Raw genomic sequence first — 26,050 nt, forward strand, 5'->3', positions numbered from 1 at the left:
GTCTACCGGCAGAGAATGAGGACCTTCAGTGCAGAACTTCCCAGGAGTAGGCGTCAGCCCAGGCCGCGTCATCGGCACCATCCGGCAGATGCCCAAACCCATCAGTGAGCCTCCCGCCGGTGAACAGCTGGCTCCGGACACCACTGCCGAGGAAGCCACCGCAGCGCTGAAGGCAGCTTCCCAGGCGGTGCACGACGAGCTGAAGGAGCGCGCCGCGCACGCCATCGGCGACGGCAAGGCTGTCCTGGAGGCCACTGCACTGATGGCCAAGGACACCATGCTGATCAAGGGGGCGGCCAAGCTGGTGGCCCGGGGTGTTTCTGCCGAACGCGCCATCTGGGAATCCGGCTCCTCTGTGTCCGAGATGCTGCACAACCTGGGCGGCTACATGGCAGAACGCGCCACCGATGTCCTGGACGTCCGTGCCCGGATTGTCGCCGCGCTGCGGGGCGTGCCCGCGCCCGGCATCCCCGCCTCCAACACCCCGTTCGTGCTGGTGGCAGAGGACCTTGCCCCCGCGGACACGGCAACCCTTGACCCGAACAAGGTCCTGGCGCTGGTCACCGCAGGCGGCGGCCCCCAGTCCCACACTGCCATCATCGCCCGCTCCCTCGGCCTGCCCGCCGTGGTTGCCGCGGTGGGCGTCGACGAACTGCCGGACGGCACCGAGGTGTACGTGGACGGCGCCGGCGGCAGCATCACCGCTGAACCTGACGAGACCCTCCGTGCAACGGCGGAAGCGTGGGCAGCCACGGCGTCGCTGCTGGCTGAGTTCACCGGCACGGGCACGACGGCGGATGGCCACCAGGTGCCGCTGCTCGCCAACGTGGGTGGCGGCAAGGACGCCGAAGCCGCCGCCAAGCTCGGAGCCCAGGGCGTAGGCCTCTTCCGCACCGAGTTCTGCTTCCTGGAACGGGACACCGAACCTTCCGTTGAGGAGCAGGCGGCTGCCTACAAGAGCGTCTTCGATGCCTTCCCCGGCAAGAAGGTGGTGCTGCGCACGCTCGATGCGGGCGCGGACAAGCCCCTGCCCTTCCTGACCGATTCCACGGAGCCCAACCCGGCCCTTGGTGTCCGCGGCTACCGCACCGACTTCACCACCCCCGGCGTCCTGGACCGGCAGCTCGAGGCCATCGCCCTGGCCCAGCAGCAGTCCCAGGCTGACGTCTGGGTAATGGCACCCATGATCTCCACCGCGGAGGAAGCCTCGCGCTTCGCTTCGATGTGCGCGGACGCCGGCATCAAAACCCCCGGCGTCATGGTGGAGGTTCCTTCCGCGGCCCTGACCGCCGAGGCCATCCTGCGCGAAGTCAGCTTCGCCAGCCTTGGCACCAACGACCTCACGCAGTACGCCATGGCTGCCGACCGCCAACTCGGCCCACTGGCCAACCTGAACACCCCGTGGCAGCCCGCGGTCCTGCGCCTCGTTGGACTGACCGTCGAAGGGTCCCGCGCGGAGGGCCACGACAAGCCCGTGGGCGTCTGTGGTGAGGCTGCCGCCGATCCCGCCCTCGCCGTCGTCCTCACCGGCCTTGGCGTCAGCACCCTGTCCATGACGGCGCGGTCCCTTGCCGCGGTGGCAGCGGTCCTGAAGACCGTAACCCTGTCCGAAGCCCAGGAGCTGGCCAAGCTGGCCCTGTCCGCGCCGAGCGCCACCGAAGCCCGCGCCTGGGTGCGGGAAAAGCTCCCGGTCCTGGAGGAACTGGGGCTCTGACGCCTGCGGGCACGCCGGCCACACCCGGGATAGGCTACGTCCATGGCACTGATAGCCCCCCGCGTCACGGCGGGCCTGCCCGCCGGCGAGGCCCGCAGCCTGACGCGCGCCCTCGAGGACAGCAATGACATCACCGTGTTCGTGGACGGGACGGTCCACCGGCTGCCCGGACAGGCGAGGGACGCCGTCGTGGATCTCCTCGCCAGGCTGGGACGCGGCGAAACGGTGACCGTGAGCAGCGTGGAGGAGATGCTGACCACCTCGCAGGCGGCCGAACTGGCCGGGATTTCGCACACCTACCTCCGCAACATGACGGACCGCGGCGAGATCCCGGTGGAGTACCGCGGATCGCACCGCCGGATCCGGACTGCCGACATCATGACGTGGCTGGAGAAGCAGAAGCTTGCGGAGCAAAAGCGCAAGCACGAAAAGGACGCCGGCGGGCACGCCGGCACGGCCGGGTAGTGCGGCCCCGCATGGCGTGGCCGCGGCTACGGAAAGACGTTGCGCTTCGCTCCGCCGACGTGGAAGCAAACGGTTTACGTGGCCGCATCTTCTGGGCTGACGGGACGCCCCCTCCCCGGCCGGACGCTGCCGGAGCCCCCGCAGGGCCCGCCTATGTCCTCATTCACGGCATCGGCGTCTCCCACCGCTACCTTCGGCGCCTCCACGGCGAACTCGCCGCCGTTGCCCCAACTTATTCGCTGGACCTGCCGGGCTTCGCCGGGACGCCCAGGCCGGAGCGGCAGCTGTCCGTTGCCGACCATGGCGCCTTCATCGCCCAGGCCCTGAAAGCAAGCGGCATTGGTTCCTACATCCTGGTGGGACATTCCATGGGCGTGCAGTTCGCCATCGAAGCCGCCCTCTACGCCCCGGGGCAGGCACACCGGTTGGTACTCATGGGGCCGGTGGTGGACTCCCGGTACCGAAGCGTGCGGCGGCAGGGGCTGGCGCTTTTCCTGGACGCCCTCCTCCGCGAAAACGCGTCCTCCAACTGGCTCGTCTTCTCGGACTACTTCCGCTGCGGGCCGCGTTGGTACTTCACCGAGCTCCCCGTGATGATGGCCTACCCCACGGAACGGCGGCTGGCCGGCATCAATGTGCCCGTCCTGGTGCTGCGCGGTAACCACGACCAGGTGGCAGGCGCCGACTGGTCGCTCCGGCTTTCCGAGGTGGTGCCGGAGGGAAGCTTCGTGGAGATTCCCCGGGCGGGCCACGTGGTCCAGCACGTGCGCCCGCGGCAGGTGGCGGCGGCCATCAAATCCTGGGCCGCGCCGCCCACCGCCGCATCTTGAGGGCGGCGTGCAGTTCCAGCCGGGGCATTCCCTTCAGCGGATCCACCCCCAGCAGCTGCCGGATCCGCCCCAGCCTGTTGTAGATGCTGCTGCGGTGCAGGTGGAGCTTGGCCGCTACATCCTGGACTGAGCCGTCATTGTCGTAGAGCAGCTCCAGGACGGGAATGAGCTCGCCGTTGCGGTCGTGGTCCTCGAGCATCCGGAAGTACACCGAGCCCGAGTCGGCCCAGGCACCTACCCCTCCCCCGGCGGACGCGAGCAGCTGGTACACGCCGGTGGCCCTGCAGTCCACCAGCTCGCCCAATTGGGGATCCACCGCGGCGGCCTGGGCCGCCATCCGTGACTGCCGGTATGCCTCGGAGAGCTGGCGCGTCTTGGCGAAGCCTTCGCTGATGCCCAGGATGATCCGGTGCACCGGGCGGCCGGAGCGCTTGGCCAACTCCAGCTGGTAGTGCACCAGGACCTGGGCATGGTTGGCCCGGCCGGTCGATTCGCGGAACAGCACCACCGAATGCGTCTCCGTGCCGGCACTGAAGAGGGCGGCATCCACCCCAACCGTGGCCTGGAGCGCGGTGGACCGGTGGATCAGGGTGGAAGCGATGGGGTCCGGGCCGCTGGCCCAGCCGTCCGCGTCCAGCACCGTGACCATCTGCCAGGGACCCCTGCCCTGGACTTCCTTCCACCCGGCCACAGCTGCCACGGCATTGGGTTCTCCGGCACACGCGGCCAGGAATTCCCGCTCACGGCCCCGCCGGAATTCCGATTCGGCCGTGTTCGAGTCGAGCAGGAGCCCGGACAGCAGCTCAAGCTCGTGGTTGACGCCCGGCAGTTGGGTGAGGATCGCCGTCGGGCTTTCCTCCGCTGAATCCTGCTGCACCCAGAGGTAACCCACCCGGAAACCGCGGACCATCAGCGGGACGCACACCCGGCCCAGCATGCCCAGGTCCGGGTTGGCCGGGACCACCACGGGCCGCACTGCGGTGGCGATCCCATGGGAGAGCTGCCACGCGCTCACGTCCGCCGGAACCTTCTTGCTCAGCAGGAAGTTCACCCGCACGCGGTCGGCATGGGATTGGTTGGAGCTGTAGGCAAGCAGCAGTCCGTCCAGGTCCTCAAGGGACAGGCCACGGCCCAGCTTCTGCGCCACCTGTTCGACGAGCTGTTCCACACCCTGCTGCTGCATGGGCCAACAGTACTGCCCCGGCGGCCCCGCGGACGAACGGACACGAGGCGACACCTGACGCTTCAGGGCTCGACATATGTCGACTTGGAACAGCCAAAATCCGCGGAATGGCACGGTTTTGGCCCACCGGCCCTTGCCGCTTCATGTCGTCTGGCTCACAGCGGGATTTATCGTTGAAACACGAAAATCCTTCCGCCTTTTCGGCCTACCGGCCCCAAAAACTGGAGCAGACGATGATCATCGGCGTCCCCAAAGAAATCAAGAACAACGAATTCCGCGTGGCCATCACCGCGGCAGGCGTCCACGAGTTCCTTACCCACGGACACACCGTGCTGGTGGAGCGCGGGGCCGGCCTGGGCTCGGGCATCACCGACGAGGAATACTCGATCGCCGGCGCCGAGATCGTCAACGAGGCCGATGACGTCTGGGCCCGCGCGGACATGGTGATGAAGGTCAAGGAACCCATCAAGGCCGAATACCACCGCTTCCGCAAGGGCCTGATCCTCTTCACCTACCTGCACCTGGCCGCCGAGCCGGAGCTCACCACGGAGCTCATCAACTCCGGCGTCACCGCCATCGCCTACGAAACCGTCCAGGAGGGCCGGGCCCTGCCCCTGCTGGCACCGATGTCCGAAGTTGCCGGCCGCCTGTCCGTCCAGGTCGGCGCCACCTCCCTGATGGCGCCCGCCGGCGGCAAGGGCGTCCTGATGGGCGGCGTGCCCGGCGTCCGCCCCGCAAAGGTCGTTGTCCTGGGCGCCGGCGTGGCCGGCACCAACGCCGCCGCCATGGCCCTGGGCCTGGGTGCCGACGTCACCATCCTGGACATCAACATCAACCGCCTGCGCGAACTGGACGCCCAGTACCAGGGCCGGTTGAAGACCGTTGCCTCCAACACGTACGAAATCGAAAAGTCAGTGGTGGACGCCGACCTGGTGATCGGTTCTGTCCTCATCCCCGGCGCCAAGGCCCCCAAGCTGGTCACCAACGACCTCGTGGCCCGGATGAAGCCCGGCTCCGTCCTGGTGGACATCGCCGTGGACCAGGGCGGCTGCTTCGAGGACACCCACCCCACCACGCACCAGGAACCCACGTACAAGGTGCACAACACCATCTTCTACTGCGTGGCCAACATGCCCGGAGCCGTACCCAACACCTCCACGTACGCGCTGACCAACGTCACCCTGCGCTACGCGGTGTCCCTGGCAAACCTGGGCGTCAAGGCCGCCTTCGACCGCGACCCGGCCCTGGCTGCCGGCCTCAACATCGCTGCGGGCCACGTGGCACACCACTCCGTGTCCGAGGCCCACAACCTGCCCCTCGTGGCTGACTGGCACGAGCTCGTCTCGGCCTAAGCCCCCCTTCATCGATTGCTCCGTAATCGTCCTTTTGAACCCTCAGAACGGCGCTTACGGAGCAATCGATGAGTCATTTAACCCAGCTCCCTTGCCCTTTCTATGATTTTGAGGACCTCGACGGCGTCCTCCGGGTTCACGGGGAGGGGCAGGGATGACTGTGCGCCGCCGTCGAGGATCTTGCCTGCCAGCAGGCGGTAGAACTCCGGGTAGTTCCCGCGTTCGGTGGGCAGGCGGTCCAGATGGCCGTCGCGGCCCAGGAGCCCGGCCCATTCGGGTGCCTCCACACCGTAGTCCCCGTCCAGGGGGCTGCCACCTGCCACAATGTAGGGCTCCTGCGGGTCCACGCCGTTCTTGGTGAAGCCGCCGATCGATCCCAGCACGCGGAAGCGTGGCCCCTGCTGGGCGCACAGCACATTCATGGCCAGGTGGCTGATCACTCCCGACTGGTGCCGCAGGACCAGGAAGACGTCGTCGTCAGCCCGCTCGTCGGACCGCCGAGCCTGCAATTCCGCGTGGAGGACGGTGGCCGGGCCGAACAGCTGCAGGGCCTGGTCGATCAGGTGGCTGCCCAGGTCGAACAGGACCCCTCCGCCGTCGGCAGCGGTGGAACGCGCCTTCCAGGCTTTGGCGATGGCAGGGGACCACCGCTCGAACCGCGACTCGAACCGGGTCACTTTGCCCAGGGCCTGGGCCGCCAGCAGCTTCCGGAGGGTCAGGAAGTCCCCGTCCCACCGGCGGTTCTGGAACACGGTCAGCACCCGGCCCAGTTGACCCGCCAACGCAATGAGTTCCTGTCCCTGCGCGCTGGTGACCGCGAACGGCTTGTCCACCACCACGTCCAGCCCCGCCTCCAACGCAGCCTTTGCCAGCGGGTAGTGGGTCATGGGCGGCGTCGCCAGGACCACGAGGTCAAGGTCCGCTGCCCGCCTGACGACGTCGGCGCCGTCGCGCACCACCTCCACGCCCGGAAGCCGGGACGAGGCACTTGCCTGCCGCCCGGCGTCGGACGTTGCAATGACGTCCAGCGAGTAGCTGGTGTTGGCTGCCAGCAGCGGTGCGTGGAAGACGCTGCCGGCAAGCCCGTAGCCGACGACGGCGGTGCGGATGGTGCGGGGGTCGCCTTCAGTTCCGGTCATGGAAGCAACGCTACCCCCGGTCCCGCGTGGTTAAAACGCCTGATTAAAAGAAGCCGGCACCCCTGGAAGACCTGGGGTGCCGGCTTTTCGATCGGGCTGCGGGTGGTTACTTCTTAACCCAGCCGATGGTGGTCCAGTCCGGGACCTGCGAGGTGCTCTGGAAGAGCGACGGGCCGTAGTTGGCCAGTCCGGTGCGGACGAAGGAGATCTGCGGGCCGTTGAAGACCACGCCCATGGAGTAGTACTTGGCCATGTGCTCCTTCTCCACGTCCATCGCTGCCTTGTTGCGGGCTGCGTTGTCCTCGATGGAGGCGAGGTCGGCGATCTTCTTATCCAGCTCGGCGTCGCCCAGCTTGTTCTCATTGACCTTGGAGTCGTAGTACTGCTTCACGGCGTCGGTGGCATCCGGGCCCACGGTGTAACCGGAGATGCTCAGGTCGAACTCGCGGCTGCCCAGCACCTTGCCGAAGTCGGCGGAGGCGCGCTGGTCGATGCCCACATCCATGCCGCCGGCCTGGAGCTGCTTCTGCAGGGTCTGTGCCACGGCCAGGGTGGTGGGGTCGTCGCCGAAGTTGCTGATCTTGAAGGCGGCGGGCTTGCCGTCTTTCTCCATGATCCCGTTGGCGTTGGCCTTGTAGCCGGCGTCGGTGAGGACCTTCTTGGCCGCATCGGCTCCGGTTTCCTTGACCGGGTAGTTGTCCTGGTAGTACTCGGAGAACGGCAGCAGCATCATGGAACCGCTGCTGGGCTCTTCCCAGTTCAGCCCGTTGAAGCGGACCTTGCGGAGGGCTTCGCGGTCCACGGCGGCGAAGATGGCCTTGCGGACGTTGACGTCGGTGATGCGCTGGGCGTTCAGGTTCAGGCCACCGGCGAAGAGGCGCTGGCCACGGCGGATGTCCGAATCCTTCGTGCCGTCCAGCTGCTTGTACAGCGAGATGGTGTTGGCGGACATGGCGTCGATTTCACCGTTCTTGAAGGCGGCGATCTGCGCGCTGGTTTCCAGCTGGCGGAACGTTACGTTGGCCAGGACCGGCTTCTGGCCCCACCACTTGTCGTTCGGAACCATGGTTACCGTCTTGGCGGCGGTGTCGTACTGGTCCAGCTTGAAGGGGCCTGCCATCCACTCCGCGTGCATGTTGCCGTTGAAGCCCTCGTTGAAGATCTCGGGGGTGTTGACGGCGGGGTGGATGAGTCCGAAGAAGAGCGAATCCACGGGGAAGACCGGGCGGCTGGTCTTGACGATGACTTCCTTGTCGCTGCTGCCGGCCTCGACGGAGTCAACGAACTCATAGGCGCCCGAGCTGACGATGTCGTAGCCGGCGTCGGGGCTCTTGAGGATGTTCCAGGTGTTCTTGAAGGCCTTGACGTCGATGGGAGTGCCGTCGTTGTACGTGGCCTTGGGGTTCACCTTGATGGTGATGGTCTGCTTGCCGTCCTTGACCTCGCTGTCCACTGACTCGCAGAAGTCGGGGTTGGGCGTGACCTTGCCCTTGAAGTCCACCTTCCAGCAGCCGCCGATGCCGCCGCTGTTCATGGCGACCGGGTTCATGGGGATCTGCAGGGCGGAGTTGTCCGCGCTGTTGCCGTTGTTGGAGAACCCGTTGAAGTCCGGGCCGATGTTGCCCAGCGGAAGGGTGACCTTGCCGCCCTGCTGGAGGTCGGCTGCCGGCTTCTCGTTGATGCTGATCAGCTTGGACAGGTCGCTTCCGGATTCCTGTCCTTTGGCTGTTTCGGGGCCGCTGGCACCGCCACCGCCGCAGGCCGTCAGCGCCAGGGCCGCAGCAACGGCTGCAGCTCCGCCGATCCTGTTCAGTTTCCTCATGGTTTTCCCTTCATTGGTGCGAGTGGTGGTGCTTTGGGGTCGAAAAATCTCAGGGCGCATGGTTGTCTACCGGTTCGTGGACCACCAGCATGTCCTCATCCAGCTCCCCGTCCGGGAAGAAGCAGGCGAACTGCTGGTCAGTGGCGGAGGACGCCGTTTCCAGGGGCGGCTCAAGGGTGAGGCACTTCTCCTGCTTGGCCGGCGGGAGTGCGGCGAAGACGGGACAGCGGGTGGCAAAATTGCAGCCCTTCGGTGCCTGCAGCGGCGAGGGCAGGTCGCCCTGGAGGATGATGCGTTCGCGGGTGCGTTCCAGCTGGGGGTCCGGCACCGGGATCGCGGAGAGGAGGGCGCGGGTGTAGGGGTGGCGGGGGTTGTCGAACACCCGTTCCACGGCGCCAATCTCCACGATCTTTCCCAGGTACATGACAGCCACGCGGTTGGAGATGTGACGGACCACGGAGAGATCGTGCGCCACGAGCAGGTAGCTCAGGCCCAGTTCGGCGCGCAGGTGGTCCAGCAGGTTGATGACACCGGCCTGGACGGAGACGTCGAGGGCCGAGACGGGCTCGTCCAGGACCACCAGCTTGGGGTTCACCGCCAGTGCGCGGGCTATCCCGATCCGCTGGCGCTGGCCGCCGGAGAACTGGTTGGGGAAGCGGTTGACGTGGTCCGGCTGCAGGCCCACGAGCTTCACCAGCTCCATGATCCGCTTCCTGATCGCAGCCCGGTCCATCCCCGCGTTCTGCAGGGGCTCGGCAAGGACTTCGTACACCGTGAACCGCGGATCCAGTGCGCCCGTGGGGTCCTGGAACACCATCTGGAGTTCGCGCCGCATTTTGGCTTTGGTCCTGGCATCGGCTGCCTGCTTGTTGCTCAGGCCACCAATCACCACCTCACCGTCCTGGTCCGGATGGAACTCCATGATCTCCAGGAGCGTGGTGGTCTTTCCCGAACCCGATTCGCCCACGATGGAAAAGCATTCGCCTTCACGGATATCGAAACTCAGGCCGTCCACGGCCTTAACAGTGCCGATCCTTCGCTTGATCAGGGCGCCCCTGGTCAGCGGGAAGTGCTTCCGCACGTCCGTGAGCTGCAGGACGGTGGACCGCTCCTCCCTGGGAATGGCATCGAAGCGGGACACCGGCACGGGCGGGGCGGCGAATACGTCGTGCACATCCACGGTTCCGCCGAGTGAGCCGGACTTGATGCAGGCCGCGCGGTGTTGGGCGCCGTCGTCAACGGGTGCCAGTGCGGGCTCGCCATCCAGGCAGGCCTCCGAGGCCAGGGGGCAGCGCGGAGCGAACGAGCAGCCGGTGGGGGCGTGCAGCAGGTTGGGCGGCATGCCCTCGATGGGAACGAGCGAGGCTTTCTCTGCCACATCCACGCGGGGAACGGCGCCCAGCAGGCCCATGGTGTAGGGCATCCGCGGGTTGTAGTAGATGTCATCCACGACACCGGTTTCCACCGGCCTGCCTGCGTACATGACCATGATGTCGTCTGCCATCCCGGCCACCACGCCAAGATCGTGCGTGATCATGACGACGGCGGCTCCGGTCTCCTCCTGCGCCGTGTGGAGCACCTCCAGGACCTGGGCCTGGATGGTGACGTCCAGGGCCGTGGTGGGCTCATCAGCAATCAGGACGCGGGGGTTATTGGCTATGGCGATGGCGATCATCACGCGCTGGCGCATGCCGCCGGAAAATTCGTGCGGGAAGGCCTTGAGCCTGTCCTTGGGGCTGGGAATCCCCACCATGGCCAGAAGTTCGACGGCGCGGGCTTCCTTGGCGGTCCGGCTCATGGTGGGGTGGTGGATAGTGAGCGCTTCGATGATCTGGGTGCCCACGGTGAACACCGGGGTGAGGGATGACAGCGGGTCCTGGAAGACCATGGCGAGGTCGTTACCGCGGTACTTGCACATGTCCTTGTCGCTGAGCCCCAGCAACTCCCGGCCCTTGAGCCGGACGGAGCCGGAGACCTGGGCCGTGGGCGGGAGCAGCCCCATGATGGCCAGGGAAGTCACGGACTTGCCGGACCCCGATTCGCCGACGATCCCGAGCGTCTTGCCCGGCATCAGGTCGAAGTCGACGCCACGGACGGCATGCACGGTACCGTTCTCCGTGTTGAAGCGGACGTTCAGGTCGCGGACGGACAGGACGGCGTCGCCGGGGGCCTGCAGCCCTGCCACGTGCAGGCGCTCCACGGTTGGACGTGATGAATCCGTGGCTCCGGTGGTGGTTTCGCTGCTCATGCCGCCTTCTTTTCCGCGGTGATCTTCCGGGTTTTGGCTTTCTTTGCTTTGCCGCTGGACGTGGAGCTGGGGTCAAAGGCGTCGCGCAGGCCATCGTTCATCATGGCCAGGGAGCCGGTCAGCAGGAACATCACGGTGAGCGGCACCCAGAACATCCAGGGGAAAGTCTGCACCTGGGAGGTGGCCTGGCCGATCAGCACGCCCAGGCTCACGTCCGGGACCTTGATGCCGATGCCGATGAAGGAGAAGGCGACCTCGGCCAGGATGGCTGCGGTGACGCCGCGGGTGATGTCCAGGATCAGCAGCGAGCCGATGTTCGGCACCAGGTGCCGCCAGACGATCCGGCGCGGCGGGACACCCATGTACTGGGCCGCCTTGACGAAGTCACGCTGCATCAGCGACATGGACATGGAGCGGATCAGGCGGGCGGTGCCCATCCAGCTGAACACCAACAGGACGATGATGAGCAGAAGCCACGAGGGAAGGTCACGTTTCAGGCCGGCACCGCCGCCGCTGGTGGCCACAGCAACCACCAGGAGCGCCGGCATCATGATCAGCGCTTCGAGGATGAACAGCATGACCTTGTCCACCTTGCCGCCGAAGTAGGCCATGGTGCAGCCGTAGACCGCGGCGATCAGGACCGACACCAGGCCCACCACGAGGCCGATCAGGATGGAGATCCTGGTGCCCTCCACGGTCATGGCGTACAGGTCGATCCCTGCCTGCGACGTCCCGAGGTAGTGGTCGGCCGACGGGGGCATGCCGATGTTGAAGGGGTCGATGGTTTCCTTGTCCCACTGGGTGAAGAAACCGCCGATGAACGAGAAAACGGTCAGGGCCAGGAAGATGGCCAAGCCGGCCACTGCGGTCTTGTTGCGCAGGAAGCGGCGGAAGATGATGGTGGTTTTGCCAATGACGACGTCGGCGCTTTCCAGGTGCGCATCCTGCGCCACTGCTGCCGGGTCAACGGCGTTCAGGTTGGTCATGGCTACTGCACCCGCACTCTCGGGTCGACAAGCGTGGTGGCGAAGTCCGCGAGGATGGCGCCCAGGGCGAAGATCACGGAGCCGTATGCCAGGGTGGCCGTGGCCGCGTTGACGTCCTGCAGCGAGATGGCGTCGATGCTCCAGGACCCCACGCCTGGCCAGGCGAAGATCTTTTCGGCGAAGAAGCCGCCGGCGAAGATGGCCGGGATGGTGAAGGCGATGCTCTGGGCCACCGGAATGAACGAAACGCGCAGTGCGTGCCGGGCAATGGCCTGGTTGCGGGTCAGCCCCTTGGCGCGTGCAGTGCGGACAAAGTCGGCGTTCACGTTGTCCAGCAGGTATTGCCGCTGGGCAATCTGGTACGCGCCCCACCCCACAAGGGTGATTGCCACCGTGGGGACTGCATAGTGGGCCAGCATGTCCACGAACTGGGCCCAGCCCGGCGCGATGCCGGGGGTGGAGATGCCGGTGACGAAGAAGATCCGGTCGCCCACGGATTCGTTGATGTTGATGGCGCCCAGCTGCACCAGGAAGTAGGCGATGGGTGCCGGCACGATGTAGGCGAGGTAGCTGTAGGACGTGATGACCCGGTCCTGGAACTTGTACTGGCGTGCCGCCGAATAGACGCCGAGCGCGACGCCGATGACCAGGGTCAGGATGATGGACGCCAGGAAGAGCCGGGTGGAAATCCAGACCCGGTCCCCGAACTCGGCGTTGATGTAGGCGCCGTTGGGGCTGCGGCCCCAGTCCCAGCGGGTGACGATTCCGGTGAGCCAGTCAAAGTAGCGCTCCCACGGGCTGAGGTCCGGGTCCAGGCCCTTCAGCCGCATGGAATTGGCCACCTGCTCCGGGGTGGGCCGGGGGATCCGTTCCTGCTCGAGCAGCGCCGGCTTGAGCGAGCTGACGGCCAGGAAGTAGCCGGCGGACGTGGTGAGGAAGATCATCACCACGTAGGTGATGCCGCGCTTGGCGAGGTACTTGAGCATGGGCGCTGCTGGATCCTTCCGTCTTCCCCGGACAAGCACGGGTTGTGCCGCCTCACCGGGTCCTGCACCAGCGGGTAGCTGGCCTCCCGCAGCCCTTAGGGCAGGTCCTGGTGGACTATGTCGCGGGTCACATTCCAGAGGAAACTATCACAAGCCCCAACCCGAAAAGTGCCGGAATCCCCGGAAATTGGACGCGCCGTATCAGATCGTTATGAATAGTTCTGTGAAGCCCGCGTGACTGGACGCAGGAGCACTCCATCACGTAACCTTCGCGCCCGTGACAACCCGTGTCACAAGGTCACGCCAGGATGTTGCCAGCCGTTCGCGCGTGACGCCATGTTCACGGATAAGGTGCAGGAGCCGCTCGGGGTCGAGGGTGGCGTTGAGGGATCCGGCCATCAGCCAGGGTTCCGGGGAGTCGATTCCACCTTCGCGCAGCAGCATCTCCACATGCCGGTCCCAGAGGGCGGCGGCGGGTACTTCGAACTTTCCCCTGGAAGCATTTCCGGCAGCAAGCACCAGGTCCCCATATTCCACCACGTAGGCGATCCGCTCGGTTCCGAAGGCGATCAGCCGGGCGAGCGGCGGAGCACCGGGCCCCAGCGGCGGCGGTCCGAACAGGAACCGGGCTTGAAACGCGGCCTCGGAGTCGTTCAGTAAGGAGAGCATCAACCCGGCCCGGCTGCCAAAGCGGCGGAAGACGGTGCCCTTGCCCACGCCGGCCTGCTCGGCCAGGCGGTCCATGGTGAGCGCGGCGGCTCCGCCCTGCTCGATCAGTTCCCGGGCAGCCAGCAGGAGGCGCTCCCGGTTCCGGGCAGCATCGCTGCGTTCCGCGGCCGTTGCCGGGGCCATACCCGGCCGCACTGGGATGGAACTCACACAGACAGTGTAAGCATGGGGAATACAACCGGACTACGGTCCGTTTAGTCTGGTGAAGGCTCCGCGAGCCTGAAGTTTGACCGATAGCGGCCCCCGCCGCTCCCCTAGCCAGGAGTTCCCATGACCAAGAGCACCGTACTTACCCTTGTCGGCAGCCTCCGCGCCGAGTCCACCAACCAGAAGCTGGCCGAAGCCATCCAGCTCAACGCCCCGGAGCAGGTGGACGTGGTGATCCACGAGAGCCTGGGCAACATCCCGTTCTACAACGAGGACATCGACGTCGAGGGCCAGGTCCCTGCCGCCGCCGCAGCCCTGCGCGCCGCAGCCGAAGAAGCCGACACCGTCCTGCTGGTCACCCCCGAGCACAACGGCACGGTTCCCGCCGCCCTGAAGAACGCCATTGACTGGCTGTCCCGCCCCTTCGGCGCCGGCGCCCTGGCAGGCAAGCCCACCGCCGTCGTGGGCACCGCGTTTGGCCAGTACGGCGGCGTCTGGGCCCAGGATGAGGCCCGCAAGGCCGCCGGCATTGCAGGGGCCCGGATCCTGGAGGACGTCAAGCTCGCCGTCCCGGGTTCCATGGTGCGCTTCGCCGAAGTCCACCCCAAGGACGACGCCGAGGTTGTAGAGCAGATCAAGGGCATCTTCGACACCCTTGCCGCAGCAGCTCCCGCCGCCTAGTCCCCCGCGGCGCAGCGCCCGGCACGCCTCCCGCGTGCCGGGCGCTGCTGCATCCGGCGTTGCGGGGTTGCCGTGACCAACTCTTGTCCCAACCGGTACCGTGCGGACATCTCCGCCGGCAGGCGCCGCCGTAGCGTTAATCCCCTGGACCTACCGGATCGGATTGCGGTGCCGCATGGCAAAAAGATGGAGCGGGGACGGGCGTGGGCGCGGTGCCCTGGCTGCGGTGGCCGGCTGCCTGGCGCTTCTGCTCTCCGGCTGCACGGCCATCGGGGGCAGCGCCGGATCCAGCGAGGCCCCGCTGGCCCTCCTTCCCGCCACGGTGCCGGCTACCCCTTCCACCGGTACGGCCGGAGCAACAGGGGAAAGACCGGACAGTCCGCCCGCCCCTCCGGACCCCGGTGCCAATGCCGGGCCAACGGCTCCCCCGGTGACGGCATATTTCGTGATGGTGGACGACGGCGGCAGGCACGGCGTCCGCTTCGGCTGCAATGACAGCCTGGTTGGCTCCGGCCAGCCGGGAGGCACCGGGGACGCCCGGCTCAAGGCGGCAATCGGCGCCCTGCTGGGTGGCGGCCGCCCGCCCGTGAACGCCTACAACGCGCTGGGCTCTTCCCGGCTGACGTTCCTCTCCGGGAGCTTCGACGGAACCACTGTCAGGGTCTACCTTTCGGGAACGCTGAACCAGGGCGGAACATGCGACCTTCCCAGGATCGAGGCCCAGCTCACCCAGACCGCCCTCGAAGCCGTGGGTGCCGTCAGGGCCGACATCTACATCAATGGGGAAACGCTGGCGGACTATCTGAGCCTGGATTAGCGCTTCGCAAGCCGCGCATCCCCTTGAAACATATGTTGCCTTGGAAGCAACAACGGGCTGTATCCTGACTTTGTGACCCACGAAACACTTGACGCCTCCGCCGGAACGCTGCCCGCCGAAGCCATCGATGCGATCGAGCGCGCGGCCACGTCCGCCCACCGCCACGAGGGACTGTTTTCCGAGCGGGCGGCCAACATCCGCCAGTCGGCCGTCCGGGATGTTTTCGACATCTCGATGCGCCCCGGACTGGTTTCCCTGGCGGGGGGAAGCCCGTACCTGCAGTCACTTCCCCTGGACCGCCTCGCAGCGACGGCGGCGAAAATCATTGCCGACGACGGACTCACGGCCCTTCAATATGGCGCCGGGCAGGGAACCGCGGAGCTCCGGGCGCAGATCTGCGAGGTCATGGCCGCCGAGGGAATCCTGGATGCCCTGCCGCAGAACGTGGTGATCACCGCCGGCTCACAGTCGGCCCAGGACGTGGCCACCAAGCTCTTCTGCAATCCGGGAGACGTGGTCCTGGTGGAGGATCCCACCTACGTCGGCGCACTGAACACCTTTGAGGCCTACCAGGTGCGGGTGGAGACCGTGGAGATGGACCAGTACGGCCTGGTCCCGGAGCTTCTGGAGGCGCGGATCGCGGCGCTGCAGCTCGCGGGCAAGAGCATCAAGTTCCTCTACACCATCCCCAACTTCAACAATCCCTCAGGGATCACGCTGGCCCGGGAACGGCGCCAGCAGGTGGTCGATATATGCCGCAGGGCGAATATTCTGGTTCTTGAGGACAACCCCTACGGACTGCTGCGCTTTGAAGGTGAACCCTTGCCTCCCCTGCGCGCAGCCAACCCGGACGACGTCATCTACCTCGGTTCCTTTTCCAAGATCTTCGCCCCCGGCCTCCGCATCGGCTGGGCCCTGGTGCCTGAGCACCTGCAGCGCCGGTACTACCTCGCCGCGGAATCGGTGACGCTCTGCCCGCCGGCCCTGAACCAGATGCTGGTGTCCGCCTACCTGCGCGACTACGACTGGAAAGGCCAGATCGAAACCTACCGCGGGCTGTATGCCGAACGCTGCCGCGCCATGCTGGCAGCGCTCAAGGAGTACATGCCGGCGGGGACCACCTGGACCAGCCCGCAGGGGGGCTTCTTCGTCTGGGTGACCCTGCCCGAAGGTGTTGACACCTACCCGCTGCTGCACAAGGCGATCGATGCCGGCGTCGTGTTTATCCCCGGCGCCGCCTTCACGCCGTCGGACGAGCCGTCCAACAAGCTGCGGCTCGCGTTCAGCGCCGTTCCCTCCGACGCTATCGCCGAGGGGGTGCGCCGATTGGCGCCGGTGCTGCAGGAAGCCATGGCGGCGCTGTAGCGTAAGCCACACGAACGCCGAAAACCGAGCAAAGGAGCATGCATATGGGTGGAATCATCGTTGTAGGGGTTGACGGCAGCGAGACCGCGAAGAGGGCGGCGGAGTCGGCCCGGAACCTGGCTGCAGGACTGGGCGCTTCACTGCACGTCGTGTCAGCCTTCGACAGCGACCGGACCGAGGTCTTCGGCAGCGGCAGCGACCGGTGGATCGTGTCCGACGCCGACGCCGCAGAGCAGGTGGCACGGACCGTGGCTGAGTCGCTGGGCCGCGACGTCCCGGTTACGTATTCGGCAGCCCGCGGACGGCCCGCAGACGCCCTCATCAAGGAAGCCGTCCGCATGGATGCCCGCGTGATCGTCGTGGGAAACCGGCGCATGCACGGCATCGGCCGGGTCCTTGGCAGCGTGGCCAACAGCGTGGCCCACAACGCCCCGTGCGACGTGTACATCGCCAACACCTACGACGCCGACTAACGCGCGGAAGCCCTCCTGGGGTAACGCAGGACACCCCCCGTGGTGGCGGATATCGCTGCGGGGGGTGTCCGTTCTCACCGCCATATCACCGTTTCAGCTGCTGGCGCAACGATAAAATTGAATGGGCCCCCAAAGGCGTGGACACTGCCGAATCCACCTCCAGCGAAGGGCTCCCCTTGATCACCTTGCAGCGCCGCCAGCTTGTTGGCCACGACATCCTCCTGGCCCGCCACGGCAACCACATCAGCTCCATGCGGGTGGACCGCAGCAATGACCGGGTGGTTGCGCTCCTTGATGACGGCAGCCTGGACAGCGCACCGAACCTCATAACCCCCGGGCTCCAGCTTCCGCAGACCGTGCGCAGCGTCCTGCGCGAGGACTGGAAGCTCCTGAGCGCCTGGGCCGGCATGGCCGCGCTCATGGGCGGCCTGATGACCGCAGCCGCTGTTGTGCTGGGAACCACCGCGGATCCGGCCATGCTCGAGGCTTTCACGGCATACGCCGCCTACTAGGCCCGTTTCGGCGCGTGGACGTTCAGGCCACCAGCCAGCCCTGCAGCAGCCACCAGATCCCGGCCATCACCAGGCCGCCGAAGAGCGATCCGGCCACCACCTGGGCCAGGGAGTGGGCCCGCAGCACCACCCGTGACCAGCTGACTGCCGGGATCAGGAGCAGCAGCGGTGCCCACGCGGCGCCGAGCATCAGCACGGATACGACGGCGGCGCAGGACACGGCAGCGGCGTGGCCGCTCATCTTCCAGAACGGACTGACCACAGCCAGTACCGCCACGCCCCCCACCACCGCCAGGACCATCGCAAAGACGCTCTCCGGCGCATCCACGGCGCCCAGTACAAGCAGCCCCACAGCGATGCAGCCCAGCGCCATCAGCAGCACGGGTGCACGCTGCTTCCGGTCGCTTACATGGTGGTCCGTGACCTTGCCCAGCCTGACCAGGACCAGCAGCACCATCAGCGGAAGCACGCACACGAAGAGGGCCGCCAGCGCGCCGTAGCCGATGGTTTCCGGGAAACCCGGCTGGGCCAGCGGGCTGATCAGCAGCTGCAGGGAAACCACCACGGGAGGCTGGAAGACCTCCGTCAGCCACCTGGCTGTGCGGTTCCTGGCCCGGATTACGTCGTTGTTTACTGCCACGTCCTGACCCGGCGCCCTAGTCCAGGAGGAGCGCGGGCTCCTCCAGGATGGCTGCGACGTCGGCCATGAAACGGGCGGACAGGTCACCATCCACCACGCGGTGGTCGAAGGATCCCCCGAGCGTGGTGATCCAGCGGGGAATCACCTCTCCGTCCAGGACCCAGGGCTTCTGCTTGATGGTTCCGAAGGCAACGATGGCCACCTCGCCCGGATTGATGATCGGCGTACCGGTGTCGATGCCCAGGGCGCCGATGTTGGTGATGGTCAGTGTCCCGCCCTGCATCTGCGCCGGCTGCGTCTTCCCGGCCCTGGCCGTGGTGGCCAGGTCGTTCAGCGCCAGGGCCAGCTCCTTCAAGGACAGGTCCTGCGCGTTCTTGATGTTGGGCACCATGAGGCCGCGCGGAGTGGCCGCGGCAATGCCCAGGTTCATGAAGTGCTTGACCTGGATCTCGGCGCTGCCGTCCTCGTTGTCCACCCAGGCTGCGTTCACGCTGGGGTTCCTCGCGGCGGCCCAGATGACGGCCTTGGCCAGGATGAGCAGCGGCGAGACCTTGATGCCCTCGAAGTCCCGGGAGGCCTTGAGCCGCTTGACGAATTCCATGGTGCGGCTGGCGTCGACGTCCACGAAGATGCTCACATGCGGTGCTGCGAACGCCGATTCCACCATGGCCTTTGCCGTGGCCTTGCGGACGCCCTTGACCGGAATGCTTTCCACGCGCTGGTCCTGCGGCTTCCCGGCCTTGCCCCAGAAACCGTCCGCCTTGTCCAGTTCGGCGTCGCGCTGCGCCTGGTAGCTCACCAGGTCCTCGCGCGTCACCTCGCCGCGGGAACCGGTGGCCACGACGTCAGCGAGGTCGATGCCCAGGTCGCGGGCAATCTTGCGGACCGGGGGCTTGGCCAGCACCCGGTTGACCAGGCCCGTGATGGTGCCGCCAAGGGTTGGGCGGGCGTCGACGGCGGCAGGTTCGGCGGCGGAAACTTCGGCGGGCGTGCGGGGCTGGACAGGTTCAACTTCGGGGGCGTTGAAGGTCACGGCAGCAGCCGGTGCAGTCTTCCGGGGACGCCGCTTGACGGCGTCGGCCTTGGGTCCTGAACCCACCAGGGGAGCGGCGGACGGGTTTCCTTCACTCCCGGTCTCCCCCGCATCCGCTGACAGCTTGCCGTAGAGCGGCTGGGCAGGAAATTCAGCGGGAGTACCGGCGGCGGGGACGGCCTGGGGCGCGCGGACATCGGCGGGAGTGGGGTCGCCGGAAACTTCGTCGCTGACGCTGATGATGGCGGTCCCGACGTCGACAGTCACCCCTTCCTCCACCAGCAGTTCGGTGACTGTTCCGGCAAAGGGGGACGGCAGCTCCACGATCGACTTTGCGGTTTCGATCTCGCAGATGACGTCATTGACGGCGACGGTATCGCCGGGCTTGACCTTCCAGGAGACGACTTCCGCCTCGGTGAGGCCCTCGCCGACGTCGGGCAGGTTGAACTTGTTCAGGGTCATGGTGTCCTCAGTAGGAGAGGGCGCGGTCCAGCGCCTCCAGGATGCGGTCGATGTCCGGAAGGTAGTCTTCCTCCACCTTGGCAACGGGGTAGGGCATGTGGAACCCGCCGACGCGGATCACGGGCGCCTCAAGGGAGTGGAACGCCCGCTCGCTGATCCGGGCTGCGATCTCGCCGCCGATGCCGCCGAACGTGGGAGCCTCGTGCGTGACGATCAGCCGCCCGGTCTTTTGGACGGAGGCGGTGACGGTGTCGAAATCGATCGGGGAGATTGACCGGAGGTCGATGACCTCGACGCTCCTGCCGTCCTCCTCCGCTGCGTTCGCGGCTGCCAGCGCCACGGGCACCAAGGGGCCGTAGGCCACCACGGTGGCGTCGGTGCCCTCGCGAAGGACGTGGGCCTTGAACGGATCCTCCGACGGCCCGGGTGCCTCGACATCAACGTCGCCTTTGAGCCAGTAGCGGCGCTTGGGTTCGAAAACGATGACGGGGTCCTGGCATTCCACGGCCTGCTGGATCATCCAGTAGGCGTCATGCGGGTTGGACGGGGTGATGATGCGCAGGCCCGCCGTGTGGGCGAACAGTGCCTCCGGGGATTCGGAATGGTGTTCAATGGAGCCGATGCCCCCGCCATACGGAATCCGGATGACCACGGGCACGCTGAGGTTGCCGTTGCTGCGCGAATGGATTTTGGCGAGCTGGGTGGTGATCTGGTTGAAGCCGGGGAAGACGAAGCCGTCGAACTGGATCTCGCAGACCGGGCTGTATCCCCGGAGAGCCAGGCCGATGGCGGTGCCGATGATCCCGGACTCGGCCAGCGGCGTGTCCACCACGCGGTCCGGGCCAAACTCGCCGATCAGCCCGTCCGTGACCCGGTAGACGCCGCCCAGCGGCCCGATGTCCTCGCCCATCAGCAGCGATTTGGGGTGTGCGGCCAAAGTGGCGCGAAGGCCTTCGTTGATGGCCTTCGCGATGGTCATGGTGGTCATCAGTGGCCTGCCTTTGCTGCCTGCCCGGCGGACTCTTCCTCGCCGGCGAATCCTGCGCTGTATTCCTCGAACCACGCCAGTTCCTCGGCGACCAGCGGGTGCGCCTCCCTGTAGACGTTGGCGAAGGCCTGCCGGATATCCGGGTTTTCAAGGTCGTGGGCGGTACGCCGGACGTACGCGGCCAGTTCGTCGCCGTCGGCCTTGACCTTGGCGAAGTAGGCGTCGTCTGCAAGGCCCTCGGCACGCAGGTACTTCTCCAGGCGCGCCAGCGGGTCCTTGGCGCGCCATGCGTCTTCCTCCGCCGACTGCCGGTACTTGGTGGGATCGTCCGCCGTGGTATGCGCCCCGACCCTGTAGGTGAAGGCTTCGATGAGGACCGGCCCCTTGCCCTGGCGGGCGTGCTCCAGCGCCCACCCGGTGACGGCGTGCACGGCGATCACGTCATTTCCGTCGACCCGGATGCCGGGGAACCCGTAGCCCTTGGCCCGGTTGGACAGCGGAACCCGGGTCTGGACGTTGGTGGGCACGGAGATGGCCCAGTGGTTGTTCTGGCAGAAGAACACCACGGGGGCTTTGTAGGAGGAGGCGAACACCATTGACTCATGGACGTCGCCTTCCGAGCTGGCGCCATCGCCGAAGTACGCGATGACGGCCGCATCCGGCTCCCTGCCTGCCGGGTTCGATGCGGCGGCGAGCTTCTGGTCGCGCTGGATCCCCATCGCGTAGCCCACGGCGTGGAGGGTCTGTGCAGCCAGGACCAGCGTGTACAGGTGGAAGTTGGTGTCCTTGGGGTTCCAGCCGCCGTTGGAAACACCGCGGAACTGGCGCAGGAGTTCGGCCAGGTCCACGTTGCGCGTAAGGGCCACGCCGTGCTCGCGGTAGGTGGGGAAGATGTAGTCCTGCGGCTGGCTGGCCCTGCCCGATCCGATCTGTGCTGCCTCCTGGCCCGTCAGCGGGACCCAGAGCGCCAGTTGGCCCTGGCGCTGGAGGGCGGTCGCTTCGACGTCGAACCGGCGGATCGCGGCCATGTCCGCGTACAGGCCGCGGAGATCCTCAGGGGTGAGTTTGTCCGCGTAGTCGCTGAAGACCGGATCGGTGCCCAGTTTCCCGTCGGGACCGAGCAGCTGCACCATCTGGGCCGCGGGCTCGCCCATCACGGCTTCAGCATCGGCTTCCCGCTGGTCGTCTACCGCTGTTCCGTCGAACTCGGTGGAAGGCAGATGAGTGCCCATACCGTCTCCTTGCTTGCCGCATCCGGATGCAATGCAATGTCGCTGGGATATATGCCGCACGGGGAATACATTCCCGGCACGGCATATACATTGGCTTACTGATCCTAACTTTATCTTCGGTAAGTAGCGGGAGGGCTACTTGTTAAGTGCTAGGAAGTTGCGGGTGCCTTTGTATAGTCGGCACACAACTGGAGGAATCGGGTGTTCGCCTCGGGTTCTCCGATACTGACCCTCACGCCCTCTCCGGCGAATGCCCGGACGGACAGGGCGCGTGTCCCTGCCATCTCTGCGAAAGCGGTACTTTGGGCGCCAAGCGCGAGCCAGACGAAGTTTCCCTGGGCATCCGGGACCGCCCAGCCGAGGTCCCGGAGACCCTCGGTGACCCGGGTCCGCTCATCCACGAGTTTTTGTACCCTTTCCACAACCTGGGCATGGTTCTCGAGGGAAACGATTGCTGCCTTTTCAGCTATCTGGGAGACCGCAAAGGGTGTTGCGGCGACCCTTAAGTACTGGGTCAGTCCGGGGTTGGAGACGCTGTAGCCAACGCGTAGCCCGGCCAGGCCGTGCGCTTTGGAGAAAGTACGGAGCACCACCACGTTGGGATATTTCCGGTAAAGGTCGATCCCGTCCACGGCGTCCTCCGCCCTGACAAACTCCTGGTAGGCCTCATCGATGACCACCACAACGTCTGCCGGGATGGAGCGGATAAACGCTTCGGTTTCGGCTGCAGTAAGAGCCGGGCCGGTGGGGTTATTGGGCGTGCACAGCAGGATGACTTTGGTGCGGGCACTCACCGCGGCCGCCATGGCCTCCAGGTCATGCCGTCCCTCGGCGGTCACCGGGATGCGTACGCTCTCCGCCCCTGCCAGGCCCACGCTGATGGGGTACGCCTCAAAGGACCGCCACGCATAGATGACCTCGTCCGCTTTACCGTCCTCGTTCTGCCCGGCAAAAGCAGCCAGGATCTGGTTCAGGGCGCCCAGGCTTCCCGCTCCTGTGACGATGTCATCCGCCGGTACGCCCAGGAAATCCGCGAGCGCCGTGCGAAGCTTACTGCTCAGCGGGTCCGGGTACCGGTTGAAGTCCGTCTGGCCGGCGATGGCCTCGAGGACGGCCGGGATGGGCGGCAGCGGGTTTTCGTTGGAGGACAGCTTGTAGCTGGCAAGACCGCTGACGGCGGCCGGCGGTTTTCCTGCCGCGTAGCGCGGCAGCCGGTCCAGCACCGGGCGCGGTGCGATGCCGCCCGCCCTGGTATCAGATGAAGTCATGGCTCCTAGCCTACGTCCAACGTCCCGGGGGAATCCGGGGAGCCAGCCCCGAAAAATCGGGGCACGCCGCCGTCCTCCCCCGAGGAGCGGTATGGAAGCATGGTGCCATGGGTTCATTCATCCTTCGGGTCACCGTCAATGCCGCAGCCCTGTGGGTGGCCAGCTGGCTGCTGCCGGGAATGGACATCTCCAGCACAGCGGCATCTGATGCCGTAGCCAGGACCGGCATTTCACAGGACACCGGGACGATCGGCATTGTCCTGGCCTACCTGTTCATCGGCCTTATCTTCGGCGTGGTCAACGCCTTCGTGCGGCCGCTGGTGCGGCTCCTCGCGCTTCCGATCACCATCCTGACGCTTGGCTTGTTCGCCATCGTCATCAATGCCGCCATGCTGTACCTGACGGCCTGGATCAGCAGTTACACGCCGGTGCACCTCACGATCGATTCCTTCTTCTGGACTGCGCTGCTGGCCGCGGTCATCATCTCCCTGGTGTCCCTGGTGGCGGGTTTGCTGCCGGGCGGCAGGCGCTGACCCGGCAGATCGCCCCTCTTTCGAAGCCCCCGGGAAGCCTGCCCTACCAAGTAGGAGGACGGCGGCGAACAGGTACCCATTAGGTACGGCTCCCCGGAACAGCAGGAAAAACTCCAGTACCTGCCACCCATGACCCCCACGGGACCAGCCGCTTAGGCTTCAAACCGGGCCCAAAGAGGCCCGTTGCTGTCAGTTCCGGAAAACGGGGGCGCACAATGAAGCCCATAAGGTTGGTGCTCGCGGCCTGCCTGCTTATGACATGGCAGGCCGGCCCCGCCCATGCAGAATCAGACCCCGCCCTGCAGGGCGGGGTCCCTTTGGGCAATGACATCTCCTGGCCGCAGTGCGGCGCTGATCTTCCGGCGCCCCCGGCATTCGCGATAGTGGGCGTGAACGGCGGCCGCCCGGACACTGTCAACCCGTGCCTGGATGCCCAGCTGGCGTGGGCGGACCAGAGCGCGGAGTCGGCCGGAGGAACGCCGGCGGCGGTGTATGTGAACACCGCCGCTACCGGGCCCGCGGAGTGGTTGTGGTGGCCGGCGGACAACACCTACGGGGGCGGCGCGGTCAGCAACCCGTATGGATTGTGTGACGGCACCGCGTCCCCGGCCTGCGCTTACGTTCACGGCTACGCCATGGCTGCCACTGATGCCGCAATCCTGAAGGGAGTGGACGGCGGCGGGGCACGCCGGCTGTGGTGGCTGGACGTTGAAACCGGAAACAACTGGTTATGGGACAAGGCAGCAAATGCAGCTGAGCTGGAAGGCATGACCGCCTACCTGCAGGGGACCGGGGCGGAAGTGGGCATCTATTCCACTTCCTACCAGTTCGGCGAAATTGTGGGCGGGGTAAGTCCTGGCAGCAACCTGTACGCCCTCCGGAACTGGTTGGCCGGCCCCGACTCGGCCTGGTCCGCAAAAGAGTATTGCGCGTCCGACCCCCTGACACCAGGCGGGACCGTCACCACAACCCAGTTCACCGAGAACAACCTGGACTACAACTACCGGTGCCCGGCCGCCGCTCCGCCACCCACTCCGACGCCCGTTCCAGTGACTCCTCCGCAGCCTGCCCCGCAGCCCTCCCCACCTGCCCCGCAACCCGAACAGCCCAGGTCCACCCGGTACGTGGAACTGCACGCCGCACAGATTGCGTGAGGGCGGCGATAGCCAGGGACAAACAAGACTTACCGGGCACCCGGCTGCGGCCGCCCGGAAAAAGGATCCCTGCGGTCCATCGGTGGAGCGGGCGGCGGGGGCTTCGACAAGGAGAAACGGGTGGCAGTGGCAGCCCCGCCGGCGCCCAGGACCCCGCCCAGTACAGCGGTGGACTGGACCAACGACGGATCCTTGCTGGCGCCCACAAGCTCTGCCGCCTCCTCGTAGCCGGTCAGGCGGTGCCCGGGTCCCAGGCCGGCGTCTTCTCCGCCGCGCACGTACAGGTCATTGGTCACGGTCACGGTGACCTGGTTCCGGGCGTCCCGGTTCGGCAGCCCATCAGTGCCCGGCACCCAGTCCGTGCGGTGTTCCAGGTGAAGAGTGCTGACCTCCGGCGCGGGCGTGATGCGGGCAACGGGAGATCCGGCCGTTAGGACGTACTTCAGGCGGTACTCCCTGAGGACGCCCTCATCCGCCGCCAGGTTCATGGCATGGATGCCGCCCTGGCTGTATCCCACCGCCACCACCTCAGCTCCCGGTTCCGCACCGGCGGCCCGAAGTGCCTGGAGGACAGCGGCATTCACCTGCTCCGAATTGCTGCCCATCCCGTCGACGATGCCGGAAAGATCGAAAGGATTGGTGCCGTGGTCGGCGTCGTTCATCTGTGTCCCGGGAACCACCACGACGTAGGCCTTTCCGCCGCCGGTATCCACCTCGATAACTTCGATGTAGCCGCTGCCGCGCTCCTCGATCAGCCTGACCCGCTCAAGCAGCCCGGCGGGCGTGGCGTCGAGGTCGATGCGCAGGCGCTCCTCCTGCCTGACTGTTACAGGGCCCGGGCGCAGCGACGGGACGAGCCAGCCAACCGCCGGTTTGATCCCGGGAAGGACCGTAACGGCATTCGCCAGCACTGATTCAGTGGCATCACCGTTCAGGAAGCCTGTGCGCCAGAAATCAACGTGCTTCTGCAGTTCCACGTCCGGTTCCGACAGACCCAGCATCCACTGCATGTGGGCAGTGGATTCGGCCATTTCGTAATCCCACCTGCAGCTGCGCACCTGTCCACTGATCCGCTGCAGTTCCAGGCGGACTTTCTGGACCGCATCCCGCGCCTCCCCCACCGCGATGAGCGCCGCGGAGCCTGTGGCGCGGGGTTGGTCCTGGTAGGGACAAAGCTCCTGCCAGGCCCCAAAAAGCTCCGCCTCAACGGCGGTGAGCCCCCTGGCGAGCCCATCCAGCTTCACGGCTCCCGCCTCCAGTTCCTCCAGCTGCACCGTGATGCCACCCACGC

24 protein-coding genes are annotated in these 26,050 nt (G+C 66.4%); 11 read left to right on the top strand and 13 right to left on the bottom strand.

The genetic code is table 11. The features are described 5' to 3' along the window. Window positions 1-28: 28 nt before the first annotated feature. Genes ptsP through VIK36_RS20895 form a run of 3 tightly spaced genes read left to right on the top strand, consistent with a single transcriptional unit; the run spans window position 29 to window position 3,009 of the window. Window positions 29-1,714, top strand: coding sequence for a phosphoenolpyruvate--protein phosphotransferase (gene ptsP, locus VIK36_RS20885; RefSeq protein WP_255173684.1), 1,686 nt, complete (start codon window positions 29-31; stop codon window positions 1,712-1,714). 42 nt (window positions 1,715-1,756) lie between these two features. Beyond that, entirely contained in the window at window positions 1,757-2,179 is a 423-nt protein-coding gene (locus VIK36_RS20890) for a helix-turn-helix domain-containing protein (protein ID WP_255173685.1), read from the top strand. 11 nt (window positions 2,180-2,190) lie between these two features. Continuing rightward, window positions 2,191-3,009, top strand: coding sequence for an alpha/beta hydrolase (locus VIK36_RS20895; protein WP_324643513.1), 819 nt, complete (start codon window positions 2,191-2,193; stop codon window positions 3,007-3,009). Here the strand turns inward: VIK36_RS20895 and VIK36_RS20900 are convergent. Further along, on the bottom strand, window positions 2,972-4,192 hold the full coding sequence (locus VIK36_RS20900) for a PucR family transcriptional regulator (protein WP_420716232.1): 1,221 nt from the start codon (window positions 4,190-4,192) through the stop codon (window positions 2,972-2,974). The genes VIK36_RS20895 and VIK36_RS20900 overlap by 38 nt on opposite strands. A 233-nt stretch (window positions 4,193-4,425) precedes the next feature. On the opposite strand from VIK36_RS20900, the gene ald reads away from it, so the two are divergent. Beyond that, window positions 4,426-5,544: an alanine dehydrogenase gene (gene ald / locus VIK36_RS20905; RefSeq protein WP_255175685.1), complete on the top strand. Its 1,119-nt coding sequence runs from the start codon at window positions 4,426-4,428 to the stop codon at window positions 5,542-5,544. A 77-nt stretch (window positions 5,545-5,621) separates the two neighbouring features. Here the strand turns inward: ald and VIK36_RS20910 are convergent, their stop codons facing one another. The 6 genes from VIK36_RS20910 to VIK36_RS20935 form a co-directional block, all read right to left on the bottom strand. Then, window positions 5,622-6,683, bottom strand: a complete 1,062-nt coding sequence (locus VIK36_RS20910; RefSeq protein ID WP_324643514.1) for a Gfo/Idh/MocA family oxidoreductase — start codon at window positions 6,681-6,683, stop codon at window positions 5,622-5,624. A 106-nt stretch (window positions 6,684-6,789) separates the two neighbouring features. Then, complete coding sequence (locus tag VIK36_RS20915) at window positions 6,790-8,505, bottom strand: ABC transporter family substrate-binding protein (protein ID WP_324643516.1); 1,716 nt, start codon at window positions 8,503-8,505, stop codon at window positions 6,790-6,792. 49 nt (window positions 8,506-8,554) lie between these two features. Next, a complete protein-coding gene (locus VIK36_RS20920) occupies window positions 8,555-10,753 on the bottom strand; it encodes an ABC transporter ATP-binding protein (RefSeq protein WP_324643517.1) in 2,199 nt (732 codons plus the stop codon). Continuing rightward, on the bottom strand, window positions 10,750-11,739 hold the full coding sequence (locus VIK36_RS20925) for an ABC transporter permease (protein ID WP_224023737.1): 990 nt from the start codon (window positions 11,737-11,739) through the stop codon (window positions 10,750-10,752). The genes VIK36_RS20920 and VIK36_RS20925 overlap by 4 nt, the downstream gene beginning before the upstream one ends. A gap of 2 nt (window positions 11,740-11,741) precedes the next feature. Further along, window positions 11,742-12,725, bottom strand: a complete 984-nt coding sequence (locus tag VIK36_RS20930; protein WP_324643518.1) for an ABC transporter permease — start codon at window positions 12,723-12,725, stop codon at window positions 11,742-11,744. 258 nt (window positions 12,726-12,983) lie between these two features. Further along, entirely contained in the window at window positions 12,984-13,604 is a 621-nt protein-coding gene (locus tag VIK36_RS20935; RefSeq protein ID WP_420716233.1) for a TetR/AcrR family transcriptional regulator, read from the bottom strand. Between the two features lie 120 nt (window positions 13,605-13,724). On the opposite strand from VIK36_RS20935, the gene VIK36_RS20940 reads away from it, so the two are divergent. The 5 genes from VIK36_RS20940 to VIK36_RS20960 all read left to right on the top strand — a co-directional run bounded on the left by VIK36_RS20940 (window position 13,725) and on the right by VIK36_RS20960 (window position 17,449). After that, complete coding sequence (locus tag VIK36_RS20940) at window positions 13,725-14,282, top strand: NAD(P)H-dependent oxidoreductase (protein ID WP_159629654.1); 558 nt, start codon at window positions 13,725-13,727, stop codon at window positions 14,280-14,282. 175 nt (window positions 14,283-14,457) lie between these two features. Beyond that, the gene (locus VIK36_RS20945) at window positions 14,458-15,099 is read left to right on the top strand and encodes a GerMN domain-containing protein (protein ID WP_255173692.1); all 642 of its coding nucleotides are present in this window, start codon (window positions 14,458-14,460) and stop codon (window positions 15,097-15,099) included. A 72-nt stretch (window positions 15,100-15,171) separates the two neighbouring features. After that, complete coding sequence (locus tag VIK36_RS20950) at window positions 15,172-16,464, top strand: PLP-dependent aminotransferase family protein (RefSeq protein WP_255173693.1); 1,293 nt, start codon at window positions 15,172-15,174, stop codon at window positions 16,462-16,464. Between the two features lie 44 nt (window positions 16,465-16,508). Further along, entirely contained in the window at window positions 16,509-16,937 is a 429-nt protein-coding gene (locus VIK36_RS20955; protein WP_159629650.1) for a universal stress protein, read from the top strand. A gap of 176 nt (window positions 16,938-17,113) precedes the next feature. Further along, a complete protein-coding gene (locus VIK36_RS20960) occupies window positions 17,114-17,449 on the top strand; it encodes a hypothetical protein (RefSeq protein ID WP_159629648.1) in 336 nt (111 codons plus the stop codon). Window positions 17,450-17,471: 22 nt separating this feature from the next. On the opposite strand, the gene VIK36_RS20965 is transcribed toward VIK36_RS20960, so the two are convergent. The 5 genes from VIK36_RS20965 to VIK36_RS20985 form a co-directional block, all read right to left on the bottom strand. Then, a complete protein-coding gene (locus VIK36_RS20965; protein ID WP_255173694.1) occupies window positions 17,472-18,089 on the bottom strand; it encodes a phosphatase PAP2 family protein in 618 nt (205 codons plus the stop codon). A 16-nt stretch (window positions 18,090-18,105) separates the two neighbouring features. Then, a complete protein-coding gene (locus VIK36_RS20970; RefSeq protein ID WP_324643519.1) occupies window positions 18,106-19,584 on the bottom strand; it encodes a dihydrolipoamide acetyltransferase family protein in 1,479 nt (492 codons plus the stop codon). A 7-nt stretch (window positions 19,585-19,591) separates the two neighbouring features. Further along, window positions 19,592-20,572, bottom strand: coding sequence for an alpha-ketoacid dehydrogenase subunit beta (locus VIK36_RS20975; RefSeq protein ID WP_255173696.1), 981 nt, complete (start codon window positions 20,570-20,572; stop codon window positions 19,592-19,594). Continuing rightward, window positions 20,572-21,804 carry a pyruvate dehydrogenase (acetyl-transferring) E1 component subunit alpha gene (gene pdhA, locus VIK36_RS20980; RefSeq protein ID WP_255173697.1) on the bottom strand — a complete coding sequence of 411 codons (1,233 nt, stop codon included), beginning with the start codon at window positions 21,802-21,804 and terminating at the stop codon, window positions 20,572-20,574. The genes VIK36_RS20975 and pdhA overlap by 1 nt, the downstream gene beginning before the upstream one ends. A 149-nt stretch (window positions 21,805-21,953) precedes the next feature. Next, on the bottom strand, window positions 21,954-23,072 hold the full coding sequence (locus VIK36_RS20985) for a histidinol-phosphate transaminase (RefSeq protein ID WP_255173698.1): 1,119 nt from the start codon (window positions 23,070-23,072) through the stop codon (window positions 21,954-21,956). 107 nt (window positions 23,073-23,179) lie between these two features. Here VIK36_RS20985 and VIK36_RS20990 point away from each other — a divergent pair, with 107 nt between their 5' ends. Continuing rightward, window positions 23,180-23,605, top strand: coding sequence for a phage holin family protein (locus VIK36_RS20990; RefSeq protein ID WP_255173699.1), 426 nt, complete (start codon window positions 23,180-23,182; stop codon window positions 23,603-23,605). Window positions 23,606-23,859: 254 nt separating this feature from the next. Next, window positions 23,860-24,759: a hypothetical protein gene (locus VIK36_RS20995; protein ID WP_324643520.1), complete on the top strand. Its 900-nt coding sequence runs from the start codon at window positions 23,860-23,862 to the stop codon at window positions 24,757-24,759. A 29-nt stretch (window positions 24,760-24,788) separates the two neighbouring features. Here VIK36_RS20995 and VIK36_RS21000 read toward each other — a convergent pair whose 3' ends face one another. Beyond that, window positions 24,789-26,048, bottom strand: coding sequence for a hypothetical protein (locus VIK36_RS21000; protein WP_255173701.1), 1,260 nt, complete (start codon window positions 26,046-26,048; stop codon window positions 24,789-24,791). Window positions 26,049-26,050 lie beyond the last annotated feature (2 nt).

Origin of the sequence: Pseudarthrobacter sp. LT1 (assembly GCF_035621795.1) — a bacterium.
Lineage (GTDB): Bacteria > Actinomycetota > Actinomycetes > Actinomycetales > Micrococcaceae > Arthrobacter.

Excerpts from the sequence above, each read along its gene's own strand:
- VIK36_RS20955 (WP_159629650.1), top strand. The coding sequence starts at position 16,509 with ATGGGTGGAATCATCGTTGTAGGGGTTGACGGCAGCGAGACCGCGAAG.
- VIK36_RS20990 (WP_255173699.1), top strand. The coding sequence starts at position 23,180 with ATGGGTTCATTCATCCTTCGGGTCACCGTCAATGCCGCAGCCCTGTGG.
- VIK36_RS20975 (WP_255173696.1), bottom strand. The coding sequence starts at position 20,572 with ATGACCACCATGACCATCGCGAAGGCCATCAACGAAGGCCTTCGCGCC.
- VIK36_RS20900 (WP_420716232.1), bottom strand. The coding sequence starts at position 4,192 with ATGCAGCAGCAGGGTGTGGAACAGCTCGTCGAACAGGTGGCGCAGAAG.
- VIK36_RS20940 (WP_159629654.1), top strand. The coding sequence starts at position 13,725 with ATGACCAAGAGCACCGTACTTACCCTTGTCGGCAGCCTCCGCGCCGAG.
- VIK36_RS20925 (WP_224023737.1), bottom strand. The coding sequence starts at position 11,739 with ATGACCAACCTGAACGCCGTTGACCCGGCAGCAGTGGCGCAGGATGCG.
- VIK36_RS20910 (WP_324643514.1), bottom strand. The coding sequence starts at position 6,683 with ATGACCGGAACTGAAGGCGACCCCCGCACCATCCGCACCGCCGTCGTC.
- pdhA (WP_255173697.1), bottom strand. The coding sequence starts at position 21,804 with ATGGGCACTCATCTGCCTTCCACCGAGTTCGACGGAACAGCGGTAGAC.
- VIK36_RS20920 (WP_324643517.1), bottom strand. The coding sequence starts at position 10,753 with ATGAGCAGCGAAACCACCACCGGAGCCACGGATTCATCACGTCCAACC.
- VIK36_RS20890 (WP_255173685.1), top strand. The coding sequence starts at position 1,757 with ATGGCACTGATAGCCCCCCGCGTCACGGCGGGCCTGCCCGCCGGCGAG.
- VIK36_RS20930 (WP_324643518.1), bottom strand. The coding sequence starts at position 12,725 with ATGCTCAAGTACCTCGCCAAGCGCGGCATCACCTACGTGGTGATGATC.
- ald (WP_255175685.1), top strand. The coding sequence starts at position 4,426 with ATGATCATCGGCGTCCCCAAAGAAATCAAGAACAACGAATTCCGCGTG.
- VIK36_RS20895 (WP_324643513.1), top strand. The coding sequence starts at position 2,191 with ATGGCGTGGCCGCGGCTACGGAAAGACGTTGCGCTTCGCTCCGCCGAC.
- VIK36_RS20970 (WP_324643519.1), bottom strand. The coding sequence starts at position 19,584 with ATGACCCTGAACAAGTTCAACCTGCCCGACGTCGGCGAGGGCCTCACC.
- VIK36_RS20985 (WP_255173698.1), bottom strand. The coding sequence starts at position 23,072 with ATGACTTCATCTGATACCAGGGCGGGCGGCATCGCACCGCGCCCGGTG.
- VIK36_RS20995 (WP_324643520.1), top strand. The coding sequence starts at position 23,860 with ATGACATGGCAGGCCGGCCCCGCCCATGCAGAATCAGACCCCGCCCTG.
- VIK36_RS20945 (WP_255173692.1), top strand. The coding sequence starts at position 14,458 with ATGGCAAAAAGATGGAGCGGGGACGGGCGTGGGCGCGGTGCCCTGGCT.
- VIK36_RS20915 (WP_324643516.1), bottom strand. The coding sequence starts at position 8,505 with ATGAGGAAACTGAACAGGATCGGCGGAGCTGCAGCCGTTGCTGCGGCC.